The organism is Mesorhizobium sp. USDA 4413, from assembly GCF_056280365.1.
Genome location: NZ_JBVPRP010000001.1, coordinates 4156367 through 4171299 on the forward strand (window position 1 = coordinate 4156367; position 14933 = coordinate 4171299).

The 14933-nt window shown below is 62.2% G+C and carries 17 protein-coding genes and 3 tRNA genes; 12 read left to right on the forward strand and 8 right to left on the reverse strand.

The annotated features are described in order from the left end of the window. Positions 1 to 101: 101 nt before the first annotated feature. From ACVMIM_RS20255 to ACVMIM_RS20265, 3 genes are all read right to left on the reverse strand, one after another. On the reverse strand, positions 102 to 611 hold the full coding sequence (locus ACVMIM_RS20255; RefSeq protein WP_476114155.1) for a hypothetical protein: 510 nt from the start codon (positions 609 to 611) through the stop codon (positions 102 to 104). A 282-nt stretch (positions 612 to 893) separates the two neighbouring features. Then, on the reverse strand, positions 894 to 1106 hold the full coding sequence (locus ACVMIM_RS20260) for a hypothetical protein (RefSeq protein ID WP_476114157.1): 213 nt from the start codon (positions 1104 to 1106) through the stop codon (positions 894 to 896). Between the two features lie 301 nt (positions 1107 to 1407). Continuing rightward, positions 1408 to 1483, reverse strand: a tRNA-Thr gene (locus tag ACVMIM_RS20265). A 150-nt stretch (positions 1484 to 1633) separates the two neighbouring features. Between ACVMIM_RS20265 and ACVMIM_RS20270 the strand changes: the two genes are divergently transcribed. The 3 genes from ACVMIM_RS20270 (at position 1634) to ACVMIM_RS20280 (ending at position 2650) form a co-directional block, all read left to right on the forward strand. Continuing rightward, complete coding sequence (locus ACVMIM_RS20270) at positions 1634 to 1801, forward strand: hypothetical protein (RefSeq protein ID WP_476114158.1); 168 nt, start codon at positions 1634 to 1636, stop codon at positions 1799 to 1801. Between the two features lie 157 nt (positions 1802 to 1958). Beyond that, the gene (locus tag ACVMIM_RS20275) at positions 1959 to 2144 is read left to right on the forward strand and encodes a hypothetical protein (RefSeq protein ID WP_476114160.1); all 186 of its coding nucleotides are present in this window, start codon (positions 1959 to 1961) and stop codon (positions 2142 to 2144) included. Positions 2145 to 2341: 197 nt separating this feature from the next. Beyond that, positions 2342 to 2650 carry a BA14K family protein gene (locus ACVMIM_RS20280; RefSeq protein WP_040999828.1) on the forward strand — a complete coding sequence of 103 codons (309 nt, stop codon included), beginning with the start codon at positions 2342 to 2344 and terminating at the stop codon, positions 2648 to 2650. A 121-nt stretch (positions 2651 to 2771) separates the two neighbouring features. Here the strand turns inward: ACVMIM_RS20280 and ACVMIM_RS20285 are convergent, their stop codons facing one another. After that, the gene (locus ACVMIM_RS20285) at positions 2772 to 3227 is read right to left on the reverse strand and encodes a hypothetical protein (protein ID WP_476114162.1); all 456 of its coding nucleotides are present in this window, start codon (positions 3225 to 3227) and stop codon (positions 2772 to 2774) included. Between the two features lie 111 nt (positions 3228 to 3338). Here ACVMIM_RS20285 and ACVMIM_RS20290 point away from each other — a divergent pair, with 111 nt between their 5' ends. Further along, positions 3339 to 3698 carry a hypothetical protein gene (locus tag ACVMIM_RS20290; protein WP_476114163.1) on the forward strand — a complete coding sequence of 120 codons (360 nt, stop codon included), beginning with the start codon at positions 3339 to 3341 and terminating at the stop codon, positions 3696 to 3698. On the opposite strand, the gene bhcR is transcribed toward ACVMIM_RS20290, so the two are convergent. Next, the gene (gene bhcR / locus ACVMIM_RS20295) at positions 3695 to 4516 is read right to left on the reverse strand and encodes an HTH-type transcriptional regulator BhcR (protein WP_476114164.1); all 822 of its coding nucleotides are present in this window, start codon (positions 4514 to 4516) and stop codon (positions 3695 to 3697) included. The genes ACVMIM_RS20290 and bhcR overlap by 4 nt on opposite strands. A 198-nt stretch (positions 4517 to 4714) precedes the next feature. Between bhcR and gcl the strand changes: the two genes are divergently transcribed. From gcl to ACVMIM_RS20310, 3 genes are all read left to right on the forward strand, one after another. Next, complete coding sequence (gene gcl, locus ACVMIM_RS20300; protein WP_476114165.1) at positions 4715 to 6496, forward strand: glyoxylate carboligase; 1782 nt, start codon at positions 4715 to 4717, stop codon at positions 6494 to 6496. Positions 6497 to 6533: 37 nt separating this feature from the next. Next, entirely contained in the window at positions 6534 to 7331 is a 798-nt protein-coding gene (gene hyi / locus ACVMIM_RS20305; protein WP_476114166.1) for a hydroxypyruvate isomerase, read from the forward strand. Between the two features lie 191 nt (positions 7332 to 7522). Beyond that, positions 7523 to 8407: a 2-hydroxy-3-oxopropionate reductase gene (locus ACVMIM_RS20310; protein WP_476114168.1), complete on the forward strand. Its 885-nt coding sequence runs from the start codon at positions 7523 to 7525 to the stop codon at positions 8405 to 8407. Positions 8408 to 8467: 60 nt separating this feature from the next. Here the strand turns inward: ACVMIM_RS20310 and ACVMIM_RS20315 are convergent, their stop codons facing one another. Next, on the reverse strand, positions 8468 to 9331 hold the full coding sequence (locus ACVMIM_RS20315; protein ID WP_476114169.1) for a TrmH family RNA methyltransferase: 864 nt from the start codon (positions 9329 to 9331) through the stop codon (positions 8468 to 8470). A gap of 199 nt (positions 9332 to 9530) precedes the next feature. On the opposite strand from ACVMIM_RS20315, the gene ACVMIM_RS20320 reads away from it, so the two are divergent. Both ACVMIM_RS20320 and ACVMIM_RS20325 read left to right on the forward strand, forming a co-directional pair. Then, a tRNA-Tyr gene (locus ACVMIM_RS20320) sits at positions 9531 to 9615 on the forward strand. 88 nt (positions 9616 to 9703) lie between these two features. Continuing rightward, positions 9704 to 9777: transfer RNA gene (locus ACVMIM_RS20325), tRNA-Gly, on the forward strand. A 76-nt stretch (positions 9778 to 9853) separates the two neighbouring features. Here ACVMIM_RS20325 and ACVMIM_RS20330 read toward each other — a convergent pair. After that, positions 9854 to 10309, reverse strand: a complete 456-nt coding sequence (locus ACVMIM_RS20330; RefSeq protein WP_476114171.1) for a YidB family protein — start codon at positions 10307 to 10309, stop codon at positions 9854 to 9856. Between the two features lie 131 nt (positions 10310 to 10440). On the opposite strand from ACVMIM_RS20330, the gene ACVMIM_RS20335 reads away from it, so the two are divergent. Next, positions 10441 to 10698, forward strand: coding sequence for a GlsB/YeaQ/YmgE family stress response membrane protein (locus ACVMIM_RS20335; RefSeq protein ID WP_040999817.1), 258 nt, complete (start codon positions 10441 to 10443; stop codon positions 10696 to 10698). A gap of 71 nt (positions 10699 to 10769) precedes the next feature. Here the strand turns inward: ACVMIM_RS20335 and ACVMIM_RS20340 are convergent, their stop codons facing one another. Then, positions 10770 to 11657, reverse strand: a complete 888-nt coding sequence (locus tag ACVMIM_RS20340; protein WP_476114172.1) for a DMT family transporter — start codon at positions 11655 to 11657, stop codon at positions 10770 to 10772. 227 nt (positions 11658 to 11884) lie between these two features. Here ACVMIM_RS20340 and tuf point away from each other — a divergent pair, with 227 nt between their 5' ends. Then, positions 11885 to 13060, forward strand: a complete 1176-nt coding sequence (gene tuf / locus ACVMIM_RS20345; RefSeq protein WP_040983039.1) for an elongation factor Tu — start codon at positions 11885 to 11887, stop codon at positions 13058 to 13060. Between the two features lie 233 nt (positions 13061 to 13293). Further along, entirely contained in the window at positions 13294 to 14892 is a 1599-nt protein-coding gene (locus ACVMIM_RS20350) for a COG3904 family protein (RefSeq protein WP_476114173.1), read from the forward strand. The last annotated feature ends 41 nt before the right edge of the window (positions 14893 to 14933 follow it).

Sequence of the window (14933 nt, forward strand, 5' to 3'; positions counted from 1 at the left end):
AGTGAGGCTAAGAGATGACATCATACAGCCGGCAAACGCCCCTGCTGCTTGGGACCGGCAAATCGTAGGACGAAGGTTTTCTACCGATCGATGCTGCTGAATCAACGCGGAATGATATGCGCCGGCTTTCCCGCCGGCGGATGGGCGACCGAAGGCGTGCCGCGTTTGTATCTCGCCAAGATCTCTTCTTCGATTTCATCGATCGTCAGCGTTAGTGGACGGTGATTGTTGGCGTCGACGTCAATGATCGACCGCCCCCGCGCCGTCAGCAACTCGCATACGCGCGCGACTATAGCGGCCGACTGCAGCCTTATGTTCAAGTCAGTTTCGAACAGACGATCGGCAAAGCTATGGCTCTTCTGTCTCCGATCAAGGCGCTCGATGAGGAGTTGCTCACAAGCGTTGATTCTAACCACCACGTCTGGCTCGGGTATAGAGTCCAACGCGTGAGCAAGACACGTCTCATCTACTGTTCCATTGAAACAGGCGAGCATCGAAACCGCCTGAAGGAACGCTTCGTCGAAAATAAGAATTTCCTCGCTTGCGACAGATTTACGCCATGCGCGGGCAAGGCGGAGAACGTATTGACTTAGCCTGATGCGCCAGATCACGTTCCTGGGAGGCAATGTGTGAAGCAAGTTTGCGCGAATGCTGAAGTCGACGGCGTTTGCGGATGGGCGACAGGCCATGCCAATCCAGCGTAGAGCCGCACGAACGACTCGATCCGTCGCAGCTACAATGCCGCCGGGATCCATTATGGATTGATGAACCCCCCGCCGGTCAGTGAGAACAATCCTGGCAGGGTGCCCGTGAGTCCGCAACTGTTCATGGAGCGCATGCGCAATTGTCGTTTTGCCTGATCCAGCCGGACCTACGAATTCAACAATCATGCGCTAGGAACCTTGCGGCTGGCCTGGCCACATGTCATGTCGGGCGATCATCTTCGGTGACCGCAGGTCCTGCGCCATTTTCGCCGCTTGGAAGATTGTCATAAGAACGTAAGTCGTATCGCCTTCGGTCGAGTTCATACCGAAGGCCACGCGTCCGATCTCGTCAGTCATCGCGCAAGACCAATCGTTGGCTGCAATCGCCCTTTTCTCCGCCATGTGCCCCTGCCTTCCCCTCAGCACAAAATATTGGAATAATGAAAACCGGCAATTTGGACTGAATGCCCGATCTCCGTTGGGTCTAACGTCCTCATTTTGCTTCGCCTTCCGTAGGCGGACTGATCATCCCGGGTGGGCGGTGACGACAAGCGGGAGCAGCCCGACCACTCGACGCAATGCCCGACAGCCCCCTTCGGCCAGGCCTATACCGGCCTCGACCGCACGCTGACCGGACAAACAAGTGTGTTGATAGCGCGCTTGCGGGAACTTGGCCTGACACCGAAGCTCGAAGAGCGAAGGATGGTGCCCCCGGCAGGGATCGAACCCGCGACCTTCGGTTTACAAAACCGCTGCTCTACCAGCTGAGCTACAAGGGCACGACGCTCCGGTAGCACATTTCGTGCGCCAGTAAAGACAAAACTCCGTTTCGGGTTGCTAATGGACGCGGTGGCCCTGCCAGCATGGTGAAAAGTGGCGCGCCGCTTCCTACATCTTTGTCAGGTGCAATCGCATCGAACGGGTGCCGCATGATCAGATTCGTCATCATCCTGCCACTCATCGTTGTGACTTGGCTTCTTTTGGTGAAGGCCATCAGCGATCTGAAGAAGGCTAATATCGACTGGACCGGCGTCGCCACTTTCGTCGGCTTCATCGTGCTTGCCTTCTGGCTGAGGCATGTCACGGGGATGGGGTAAAAAGAGTGAGTGGGGATTAGGCAGTAGGCAGTAGGCAGTAGTAAAACTTCAATCTCTCTACTGCCTAATCCCTCAAACCTTCGAACCTTTGCCGCTCTGCCACGACTGATCTCCGAGAGGCGAATGGTCGCCTCGATCAAGTATCCAGGAGATCATCATGTTGAAGCGTACCTTACCTCAGGCCTGGTCGCCTTCCTCGCCCACCGGCGCGCTTGCCGCCACGGTCGAGACGTCCTCGGCGCACGGCAACCACAACCATCATCACCACCATCACCACAAGAAGTTCTGGTGGTGGCACCATCACAAGCATCACCACCACGGCAAGGTGATCATCTTCCTCTGACGAGAAGACCATTCGTCTCCAAGGGCGGCCTCGGGCCGCCCTTTTTCATTCCGGCGACCGGGACTTCAAAATGGAAAAAAGGCCGGAAGAATCGTCGACGAAAAAAAATTCCAAAACCTTCGAACCATTTTCCGGTCCGCCGCGACCCATGATCAAGAGGCGGATGGTTCGCCTCTCCACTGAAACAGGAGATCGTTATGTTCAAGCGCACCATCGTTTCCGGCCTCATCGCCACCACCGTCGCCGCCGGCTCGCTCGTCGGCACCGTCCAGCCTTCGGCCGCCCACGATCATCATCACCGCCGCGAACTCGGCATCGGCATTGCCGCCGGCGTCGGTGGTTTCGTTCTCGGCAGCCTGCTCGCTCAGCAGCCCCGCACGGTCTATGTCGAGGACGACGGCTACGACTCCATCCACGTCCGCCGCTGCTACGCCCGCTACGCCAGCTATGACGAGCGCACCGACACCTATATGAGCTACAACGGCCCGCGCTACTGCCGCCTCTAAGGTTGGGCAAAGTCAACGACGGGAAAAGAGGGCTGTCCGCAGCCCCTTTTCTCGCATTTGAGCATTGCGCATCCGCCTGATCGGCTTGACTTGAAACGAACGATGTTGCTGCTCGACCAATTCAGGAATTGGGCTTCAGCTCCGGCATCGCCAATCCAGCCATCCTGCATGCGCCGCTGACCGAAACATCATTTAACGCGACGAGCTCGAAGCTGTTTTCGGCATCGGGATAGATCTTGCCGATGAAAGGCTCGTTGCCGCCTGGAGAGCCCTTGTCGTCGACATAGCCGCACACCACGATCTCGTGGCGGCCGTCTAACCTGCGCTCGCCGGCGAGCATCGTTCCGAACTTGGCGGCGATAGGATTCTTCAAATGCTGGCGGACACCGGCGGTGATGATCTCTTCCATCGCCAGCGAGATCGGGACGGGCTCGACGAGCGAGTTGCCGCCGGGGCCGGCGACCGGCGGCGGTGCCGCCGCCACGCATCCGCAAAGTGAAGCGGCGGATAGGAGGTAAACTGTTTTCCGCATCCGTGCCCTTTCGCATGTATGCCGACGCCCCGGCAAGACGGTCAAGTCCGGCGTCCGGGCCGGCTATGCCCGGTCGGCTCTGCCAGGCGACCAGCGATGTACAGCGATTTCGCAAGCGTTTAGTCTGGCTTTGACGCCAATCGAGGGGAGGGTAGCTTGGACGAGCAGGATCCCAAGGAAGAACGGGGCGAACCGGTTTTCCGCAACGGCACCATCACCATTGTCGGCATCCTGCTTGCGTTTTCGCTAGGCTTCATCACTCATTGGGCGGCCAACCCGATCCCATGGCAGACCTACCATCTGGTTGCCGTCCTGCCGATCTTGGTCGGTATTGTGCTGCAGATGCGGGCGCTTGCCATTCTGCTCGACATCAAATCCCTGCAGCGAAGCATCCATGACCGCGCCAGTCGCATATTCATTGCCGGCCTCATCTTGGCGGCCTGCGGTGTAGGCCTGGCTATCCTGCTCGATTTCTTCGAGATATCGGCAAAGAGCGCCTTGCCGGGCGCGTCCTAATACGCTTTCCCGCCGCCGATCATCTGCGTCACCTCGACCGCGGCGTCGCGAACCAGCGGACCGATCTCGGCCAGGCGCTCGGGCGTGACCCGCACCGTCGGGCCGGATACCGAAACGCCGCCGATCGGCTCGCCATACTCGTTGAAGATGGCGGCCGCCACGCAGCGCATGCCGGGGTGGCGTTCCTCGTCGTCGACCGACCAGCCGCGATGCTTGATGGTCGCGAGATCATGGGCGAGCGCCGAAATGTCGGAGAGCGTCTTGTCGGTGTAGCGCTGCAGGCCCGCCTTGCGCAGGATCGCGGCGACCCGCTCCGGCTCGAGATGCGCCAGCACCGCCTTGCCGATGCCCGACGCATGAAAGGGGCTGCGCGTGCCCGGCCGGAAGAAGGCGCGGATTGCCTGATGCGTCTCGACCTGGCTGACGAAGACGACGCAATCGTCCTCGGCGACGCCGAGATTGGCCGTTTCGCCGGTCTTCTCCATCAATTCCTGCATGACGATGCGGGCGCGGTCGACCAGCTTGCGCCGACGCAGGAAGGACGCGCCCATGCGGTAGGTCTCGACTCCGACCGACCAGAGCTGGTCGGTCGTATCGAATTCGACCATGCCGTGGTTTTGCAGCGTCGTCAGCATGCGATAGGCGGTGGAGGCGGCAATGCCGCTTTGCGCTGCAATCTCGCTGAGCGACAGGCCGCTGGCCTCGGCGACGATCGCCAGAATCCGCAGTGCCCGGTCGAGCGACTGCACCGACGCCGCTTCGGACGGACCATTGAAGGCGCGCGGCCGGCCGCGCTGGCGTTTTTCCGTGGTTTCCATGCGCGCCATTCTCGCCGATCTGACGTTGGATGCAATGAAAAAGTTTTTCAATCATCGCTCAACGGATTTTCTGGAAAACGAAAAGTGCTGTGAAATCAGTCTATAAGGGCCATTCCCTAGAAATGAAAAAATATTCTGAAAAAATTGAAAAATCAAAGGCGCGCTGTCACTATCAAGCCAACGAAATGGAGGCTTGTCATGGCCAGGATGCGCGCTGTCGACGCAGCGGTTCTCGTTCTCGAAAAGGAAGGTATTACCAACGCCTTCGGCGTGCCGGGCGCGGCGATCAACCCGCTCTATTCGGCGCTGAAGGCCCGCAGCACCATCCGCCACGTGCTTGCCCGCCATGTCGAGGGCGCCTCGCACATGGCCGAAGGCTATACCCGGGCCAAGGCCGGCAATATCGGGCTCTGCATCGGAACGTCCGGCCCGGCCGGCACTGACATGATCACCGGGCTCTATTCGGCCTCAGCGGATTCCATTCCCATCCTCTGCATCACCGGTCAGGCCCCGCGTTCGCGCCTCACCAAGGAGGATTTCCAGGCCGTCGACATCGCTTCGATCGCCTCGCCCGTCGCCAAATGGGCGGTCACCGTCATGGAGCCTTACCTGGTGCCGATGGCGCTGCAGAAGGCATTCCACCTGATGCGCTCCTCGCGCCCGGGTCCTGTGCTGGTCGACCTGCCGCTCGACGTGCAGCTTGCCGAGATCGAATTCGACATCGACGCCTATGAGCCGCTCGTTCCCTTCAAGCCGGCGATGACGCGCGCCCAGGCCGAGAAGGCGCTGGCGATGCTCAACGAAGCGGAAAAGCCGCTGATCGTCGCCGGCGGCGGCATCATTAACGCCGATGCATCCGACCTCCTGATCGAGTTCGCCGAAGTCACCGGCGTCCCGGTCATCCCGACGCTGATGGGCTGGGGCTCGATTCCCGACGACCATCGGCTGATGGCCGGCATGTGCGGCCTGCAGACCTCGCACCGCTACGGCAATGCGACGATGCTTGCCGCCGACTTCGTCTTCGGCATCGGCAACCGCTGGGCCAACCGTCACACCGGTTCCGTCGACGTCTACACCAAGGGCAAGAAATTCATCCATGTCGACATCGAGCCCACCCAGATCGGCCGCGTCTTCGCGCCGGATCTCGGCCTCGTCTCGGATGCGGGCGCGGCGCTGAAGATGCTGCTCGACGTCGCCACCGAGTGGCGCACGGCAGGCAAGCTGCGCGACTGGTCGGGCTGGGCCAAGGAATGCCAGCAGCGCAAGAAGACCATGAAGCGCAAGACGCATTTCGAGCAGGTGCCGCTGAAGCCGCAGCGCGTCTATGAGGAGATGAACAAGGCTTTTGCGCGCGACACCACCTATGTCACCACGATCGGCCTGTCGCAGATCGCCGGCGCGCAATTCCTGCATGTCTATAAGCCGCGCAACTGGATCAATTGCGGCCAGGCCGGCCCGCTCGGCTGGACGCTGCCGGCGGCCCTCGGCGTTCGCGCCGCCGATCCGGACCGGGATATCGTCGCGCTCTCCGGCGATTATGACTTCCAGTTCATGATCGAGGAGCTGGCGGTCGGCGCGCAGCACAAGCTGCCCTACATCCACGTCGTCGTGAACAACGCCTATCTCGGCCTCATCCGCCAGGCGCAGCGCGGTTTTTCGATGGATTACGAGGTGAGCCTCGCCTTCGAGAACGTCAACCGGAAGGACGACCCCGAGGCCGGCTACGGCGTCGACCATGTGGCGGTTGCCGAGGCGATGGGCTGCAAGGCGGTAAGGGTGAGGAAGCCGGAAGAGTTCGCCGGCGCCTTCAAGGAGGCGCAGCGGCTGATGAAGGAGCACCAGGTGCCGGTGGTGCTGGAATTCATCCTCGAGCGCGTCACCAACATTTCCATGGGCACGGAAATCGACAAGATCACCGAATTCGAAGAGCTTGCGGAACGCAACGAGGATGCGCCGACCGCCATCATGATGTTGGACTAGGCGAGCCTGGGCAGGCAGGGAAAGAAGGAGAAAAAGAATGCTGCGTTTTTCAGCCAATCTCTCGATGCTCTTCGGCGAGCATGATTTCCTCGATCGCTTCGACGCCGCGGCCCGCATGGGCTTCAAGGGCGTCGAATATATCGGCCCTTATGACTATGCGCCCGAGGTCGTCGCCGCGCGTCTCAACAAGAATGGCCTCAGCCAGGTTCTCTTCAACCTGCCGGCCGGTGAGTGGGCGAAGGGCGAGCGCGGCATTGCCGTGCTGCCCGATCGCGTGCCGGAGTTCCGCCAGGGCGTCGCCAAGGCGATCACCTACGCCCATGCGCTGGGCTGCGAGCAGATCAACTGCCTGGCCGGTATCGCGCCGCAGGGCGCCGACCGGGCCGTGTTGGAAAACGTCTTTGCCGAAAACCTGGCCTTTGCGGCGGAGAAGCTGGAGCAGGCGGGCATCAAGCTGCTGATCGAACCGATCAACACCCGCGACATTCCGGGCTTCTTCTTGAATTACTCCGACCAGGCCCTGGCACTGATCGACCGCATCGGCTCGAAGAACCTGTTCCTGCAATATGACATCTATCACATGCAGATCATGGAGGGGGATCTCGCCCGTACCATCGAAGCGAACCTTCCCCGCATCGCGCATATCCAGCTTGCGGACAATCCCGGCCGTCACGAGCCGGGGACGGGCGAGATCAACTATCCTTTCCTCTACGACCACATCGACCGCCTCGGCTATTCCGGCTGGGTCGGCGCCGAATACAAGCCGAAGGCCGGCACCGAAGCCGGGCTCGGCTGGTTCAGCGAATTCGCCGGGCAGGGGAGCGCGGCGGCTTAAGAGCGGTTCCAACCAGCGTCGGCGCTGCCCCTCACCCTTACCCTCTCCCCGTGAAGAACGGGGAGAGGGGGACGCCGGCGCTGGAGCTTGTCCCTTCTCCCCGTCCCTTACGGGGAGAAGGTGGCGGCAGCCGGATGAGGGGCAGCGCCGACCTGTGACAGGTTAGAACAAGACGTTCAGGAGACTGCAAAATGGAAACCATCGGTTTCATAGGCCTCGGCATCATGGGCGCGCCGATGGCAGGACATCTGCTCGACGCCGGCTATAAGGTCGTCGCCAGCGACCATCGCTCCAAGCCGCCAGCCGAGCTCGTCGTCAAGGGCCTGAAGACTGTCTCGGGCCACGACGCCGTCGCCAAGGCCGCCGACATCATCATCACCATGGTGCCCGACACGCCCCAGGTCGCGGAGGTTCTCTTCGGCGAAAACGGCGTCGCCTCCGGTCTCACCAAGGGCAAGCTCGTCATCGACATGAGCTCGATCTCGCCGATCGCCACCAAGGAATTCGCCAACAAGATCGACGGCCTCGGCTGCGACTATCTCGATGCGCCGGTGTCGGGCGGCGAGGTCGGCGCCAAGGCGGCCTCGCTCACCATCATGGTCGGCGGCGGGGAAAAGGCATTCGAGCGCGCCCGACCGGTCTTTGAGAAGATGGGCAAGAACATCACCCTGGTCGGCCCGAACGGCGTCGGCCAGACCACCAAGGTCGCCAACCAGATCGTCGTGGCGTTGACCATCGAGGCGGTCGGTGAAGCGCTGGTCTTCGCCGCGAAGGCCGGCGCCGATCCGGCCAAGGTCAGACAGGCACTGATGGGCGGGCTCGCCGCCTCGCGCATCCTCGAAGTGCATGGCGAGCGCATGATCAAACGCACCTTCGCGCCGGGCTTCCGCATCGAACTGCACCAGAAGGACCTCAACCTGGCGCTGGAAGGCGCGAAGGCGCTGGGCGTGTCGCTGCCCAACACCTCGACGACCCAGCAGCTCTTCAATTCCTGCGCAGCCAACGGCGGCGCCAAGGAGGATCACTCCGCGCTGGTGAGGGCCCTGGAGCGGATGGCCGGCCACGAAGTGGCTTAGAGAAGCGAATAGCGAATAGTGAGTAGCGAATAGGGATTGCAGGTCAGCACGGTGTTCCTCCTATTCGCTATTCGCTAGGAATTTTCTCGCCGCATATAGGCTGACCGCCGCCGCATTCGACACGTTGAGCGAGCGGATGGCGCCGGGCATGTCGAGGCGGGCGAGCGCGGCCACCGTCTCGCGCGTCTTCTGGCGCAGGCCCTTGCCTTCGGCGCCCAGCACCAGCGCGATCTTCTCGCCGTCGAAGGTCTTTTCAAGCTCGGCCGGTCCTTCCGAATCGAGCCCGATCGTCTGGAAGCCGGCCTCGAGCAATTGTCCCAGCGCATCGGCGAGGTTCTTCACCTCGATCTGGTCGATATGCTCCAACGCGCCGGACGCGGATTTGGCCAGAACGCCGGATTCCTGGGGGCTGTGGCGGGCCGTGGTGATAAGCGCGCCGGCGCCGAAGGCGACCGCGGAGCGCAGGATCGCGCCGATATTGTGCGGGTCCGTCACCTGATCGAGCACCAGCACCAGCTTTGTGTCGCCGAGCGCATCGAGACGCTTCGGCTTGAGCGGCTCGGCCTCGATCAGCACGCCCTGGTGCACCGCATCCGATCCGGTGACCCTGTCGATATCCTTTGGCTCGACCAGCTCGGCCTTGAAGGGCAGGGCGGCAAGCTCGCCGATCGAAAGCCGCTCCGCGGCATTGCGCGTCACCAGCATCTTCCTGATCTTGCGGCGCGGATTGTCGAGCGCGGCCCGCACCGTGTGCAGGCCGTAAAGCCGCACCAGTCCATCGCTTGGCGCTTCGCCCGGCGGCACCGGCTGCCGCGGCCGGAATGCCGGCGCGCCGCCCGCCTTTTGGTCGCGATGCGCCCGCCTCAGCTTGGCATAATGGGTGTCCTTGCGCGTACCAGGCTTGTTGCTTTTCTCGTCGCTCATGCCGGCCTCTATAGCGGTCCCGTTCACTCAAGGATATGGCCTGCGGCAATGAATGCCGAACATCCTCGAAAAACCCTCGCCGCGCCGGTTGACACCCACCGGCCTTGCCGCCATAAGGCGCATCGCTGATTTCGGAGAAGATCTTACTCGGGCTCCGGATCGGCGCGAATGCCTCGTTGCATGGCTCCGGCGGCAGACTGGAGAGGTGCCCGAGTGGTTAAAGGGGACGGACTGTAAATCCGTTGGCTTAGCCTACGTTGGTTCGAATCCAACCCTCTCCACCACTGCCGGCCCGGAAGCCCTGAAACGAAAAGTCTCGGACCGAAAAGTGCATGGCGCTTTTCGGGTGAATCCGGTACCTCAGTGCAAGGCGCGGGTATAGCTCAGTGGTAGAGCAGCAGCCTTCCAAGCTGAATATGCGGGTTCGATTCCCGCTACCCGCTCCAGATCTCCTCCTCGCTCCAAAGAAAACGCCGCGCACCGTGGCGCGCAGCGTTTCCAGTCTATTCAGCCGTTTGGCTGTTAGCTGTTGAAGGCCGAAGCGACCTGATGGTGCTGCGGGATCTGGCCGTTCGGCGTCAGCTTGTCGACGATACCGGGCAGCGCCGTGGAGAGTTGCTGCAGCAGTTCCTGTTCGTTCATGCCCGTGCGCTGCGCGATCTCGCGGATCACCGCCGGTCCGAGCGCCGAGCCGAGATCACCCGGGTTGATCGGCTGGTTCTGGCCCGTGCCGACCCAGGAATCGGCGACGTTGCCGTGTCCGGCATCCCTCAGCTTGTCGAGCAGGCCGCTGAGGCCGCCGAGCAGGCCGCCATCGGCGGACGCGTCGGTACCCGCAGACGTCGGCGCCGGCGCTTGCGGCGCGGCTGCCTCTTCGCTTCTGCCGCTCAGCATCTTGCCGACCAGCAGCGCGCCGAGGGCGATCATCAGAGGTTTGGTGATGTTGCCGCCCGGAACGGCATTGTCAAAAAGGCCCATAACGGATCTCCTTATCCAGCCAAGTCCGCCCGGTTCCAGAATGGCGCAAACGAGCGGAATTTCAAGCTGACTTGAGCTTTTGACAATCATATGAACATGATTGGCGCGGCGGGGGGATTTTGGAGGGAATTATGGGCATCATCAGCTGGATCATTCTCGGCCTTATCGCCGGCTTCATCGGCAGCAAGATCGTCAACAAGACCGGCCAGGGCATGATCATGGATATCGTGCTCGGCATTGTCGGCGCCATCGTCGGCGGACTGATCTTCAGCGCCTTTGGCTCGGCGGGGGTCACCGGTCTCAACATCTGGAGCCTGATCGTTGCCGTCATCGGCTCGGTCGTCGTGCTTTGGGCCTATCACCAGTTTTCCGGCAAGCGCACGCTGTAAGGGCACGGTCGCCGCATTGATCGGCTGTGAAGGCCGACCCGAACGGGTCGGCCTGCTTTGAATTCATGTCGTCAGGCGACCATCGCCAGTCGGCGCCTTCTTTCGTCGAGTGAGACGATCGCCAGGCCGCTGGCCATGACCAGGAGGATGCCGCAGACGGCGAGCGCGTTGGGAAACTGTCCGAACACCAGCAAGCCCGAAATGACCGCCCAGACGGTGAAGCAGTAATAGAACGGCGCGACCGCGCTTGTCGGTCCGACCCGGTAGGCCATGAAGATGAAGAAATGGCCGAAGATCAGAAACAGGCCCGCTCCGGCGATCAGCAGAAGATGGCGTCCCTCCGGCATCACCCATTGCTCTGTCGCCAGATGCGCCGCGCCGGAGCCGGCCAGCACCACCAAGACAGCTGAGATGGCGACGATCATGCCCGGCACCTCGGCGCCCACCTTGCGGCCGGCTATATCGCGCACCGCCGCGAAGGCGGCGTTGCCGAGCGCCAGCAGCGCATAGACCGAAATTCCCTGCATGGTCGGCTGCGCCACCATGAGAGCCCCGACAAAGCCAATGCCGATCAGCGCCATGCGCGTGGCGCCGATCTTTTCGCCGAACAGTATCGAGGAGCCGACCAGCACGATGAGCGGCGTGATCTGCCCGAGCGCCGTGGAATCCGCGATCTGCATGTTCGCAAGGGCGACGACGTAGCAGAGGATCGCCAAGAGCTCGAACAGGTTGCGGCGCAGCACCTTGCGTTCGAAGAGCAGCGGGATCTGCCTGGCATAGCCCAGCATCAGAAGCAGCGGCACGCCCCACAGGGTCGCGGCGGCACCCCGCAGCAAGAGCACTTCATAGGGCGGCAGCCCGGCGGTCGCGAGCTTCATCATCGTGTCGTTGACGAGGTAGGATCCCGTCGAGACGACCATGAACAGCGGACCGCGGATATTGGATGGAATGAACTGCATCCGCCGACAAAATCAGAGCGGCATCGCGGCGGCAATGGGCCAGTCCGTAGCCTTTGATTTTACACACGGCACCCCTATATCCGTGCCACATCCCCCTGAATTCGACCATTGGTTCGGGTCGAGCGGGAATCCGCTCAGCCACAAGGCACTTGTGTTTTTCGGCCGTTGTCGCTAATCGCCCCGCATTCGACTGAACTGAAGGTCAAGGCCGTCCAAGGAAAGAGACTATGGCAAAAGGTAAATTCGAGCGCACCAAGCCGCATGTGAACATTGGCACGATCGGTCACGTCGATCATGGCAAGACGTCGCTGACGGCGGCGATCACGAAGTATTTTGGCGAATACAAGCGCTATGATCAGATCGACGCGGCCCCGGAAGAGAAGGCGCGCGGCATCACCATCTCGACGGCGCATGTCGAGTATGAGACGGCCAATCGTCACTATGCCCATGTCGACTGCCCCGGCCACGCCGACTATGTGAAGAACATGATCACCGGTGCCGCGCAGATGGACGGCGCGATCCTGGTTGTGTCGGCCGCCGACGGCCCGATGCCGCAGACCCGCGAGCACATCCTCTTGGCCCGCCAGGTCGGCGTGCCTTCGATCGTGGTGTTCCTGAACAAGGTCGACCAGGTCGACGACGCCGAGCTGCTCGAGCTGGTCGAGCTCGAGGTTCGCGAGCTTCTGTCGAAGAACGAGTTCCCCGGCGACGACATTCCGATCGTCAAGGGCTCGGCGCTGGCAGCGTTGGAAGATTCCAACAAGACCATCGGCGAGGACGCCATCCGCGAGCTGATGGCTCAGGTCGACGCCTACATCCCGACGCCGGTTCGTCCGCTGGACAAGCCGTTCCTGATGCCGATCGAGGACGTGTTCTCGATCTCGGGCCGCGGCACGGTGGTGACCGGCCGCGTCGAGCGCGGCGTGGTCAAGGTCGGCGAGGAACTGGAGATCGTCGGCATCCGTCCGACCGCCAAGACGACCTGCACGGGCGTTGAGATGTTCCGCAAGCTGCTCGACCAGGGTCAGGCCGGCGACAACATCGGCGCGCTCCTGCGCGGCATCGACCGTGAGGGCGTCGAGCGCGGCCAGGTTCTGGCCAAGCCGGGTTCGGTGAAGCCGCACAAGAAGTTCGTGGCCGAGGCCTATATCCTGACCAAGGACGAGGGCGGCCGTCACACCCCGTTCTTCACCAACTACCGTCCGCAGTTCTACTTCCGCACGACCGACGTGACGGGCATCGTGACGCTGCCGGCCGGCACCGAGATGGTGATGCCCGGCGACAACATCACCGTCGACGTCGAGCTGATCGTGCCGATCGCGATGGAAGAGAAGCTGCGCTTCGCCATCCGTGAAGGCGGCCGCACCGTCGGTGCCGGCATCGTCGTCACCATCAAGGAATAATCGATCCGGCACTTGCCGGCTCGACAGGGAAAGGGCGGTCTTCGGATCGCCCTTTTGCTTTGGAAGCGGTATTGGGGAAGCAGTATTGGGCCGCACTGTTCAATCCTATTGCAAGCACCGTCGCTGTCACTAGTATGGCTGGATCCTTGGGCCTGCCAGACGTGGTTTCCGCATTCCGTTCAAAGATGATACGGCGCTGGCGCGGATTGGTCCGACACGGGTTGGCCGCTGCCATGACGCTGGCCGCCCTCAGCGCCGCCGCGAAGGAAGCGCCGCCGGACTACGGTCCGGCGATGCGCTTCGTCGTCGTGCGCAGCAGCGCGCCGGGCTGCGAGCCTAACTGCCCAGAATGGATTTCCGCCGCAGGCACGATCGAGGCCGGCACGCCGGCGCTGCTGAGACGCCTGCTGAAGACGCTCGACGGGCGGCAATTGCCGATCGTCGTCAATTCACCCGGCGGCAATGTCGATGCCGCGCTGCAGCTTGGCCGCATGGTTCGCAAGAACAAGCTCGATATCGCGGTCGGCATTACCGAATTTTCCGGCTGCTCGCCGGGGATGAAGAACTGCCGGGACGATGACGCCAAGGGCCAGCCCTATTCCGGCGTCGCTTACGACAGGGGTGCCATGTGCAATTCGGCCTGTCCGCTGATGTTTGCCGGCGGCATCCGCCGCGTGGTCGGCGAATGGGCCTATCTCGGCGTCCATCAGATCACCACCACCTACCAGCGCGAGAAGCTGCTCTACCGCACGACCTATCGGATCGTGAACGGCAAGAAAAAGATCATCAGCACCAGGGTCGTCAGCCGCAAGAATGCCGGCAGCTACAAGACCTATGAGATGAGCAAGGCGGTCGAGAAGCGGCTGTCGGCCTATCTGAAGGAGATGGGTGTCGAACAGGGCGTGCTCGGCGTGATGAAGGCGACGCCCGCGAGCGATATCAGGCAGATCGAACCCGAGGACATGCTGGAGATGAAGCTCGTCACCAGTCTCGATTCGCTCGATTTGCTGATCGAGGGCACCATCTGTCAGCATCAGCCGGCGCCGGCGAATTGCCGCGAGATACCGGCGAACGGCAAGCCGGTGGCGGTCGCAGCCGTTGAAACCGGACTTTCGACCATTGCGCCGGTTCCCGCGCCGGCGCCGCAGGGCCACGAACAGGAGATGCGCTTCGCTCTTGTTCGCGGCAGCAATCCGCTTTGCAATCCTGATTGTCCGGAATGGATTTCGGCGGAAGGCACGATCGCGGCGGGCACCGCCGACAAGCTGCGCCAGCTGCTCGATACGATCCGGGAGCGCCGGTTGCCCATCATCGTCGACTCTCCCGGTGGAGATGTGCAGGCTGCGCTTGCCGCAGGCCGGCTGATCCGCGAGCGCGGGTTGGATGTCGCGATCGCGCGAACGGATTTTCTCGATTGCGATCCGGGCGCGGTGGGGTGCGTCGCACCCGATGGTCTCCATACCGGCCTCACCATCGATGCAGGCGCCGAATGCGACGCGGCTTGCGCGGTGATGATCGCCGGCGGCGTCCGGCGTTTGGTCGGCGCCAATGCGCATTTCCTCGTGCATTCCATGGCCATGGAAGACAAAGTCAGGACCTATCTTGACGAGATGGCGATCGGTTCAGGCTTTTTCGTCGCCATGCAGTCGGCCGAATATGCAAAGCACAGGGAACTCAGCCGGGACGAATTGAAGACATTCGGACTGACGACCGAGCCGCAATCGGTGGACGCGCTGACCGGCGCCACCATCTGCAGATCCACGCCCAGGCCGGATAATTGCCGAGTTCTTCCGGCCGCCGACGCCGAGGCGAAAGCGCCGGCGAAGCTCTGATGCCTTGTACTGGCCATGGAGCCAGGTTGAGCCGGGCAGGG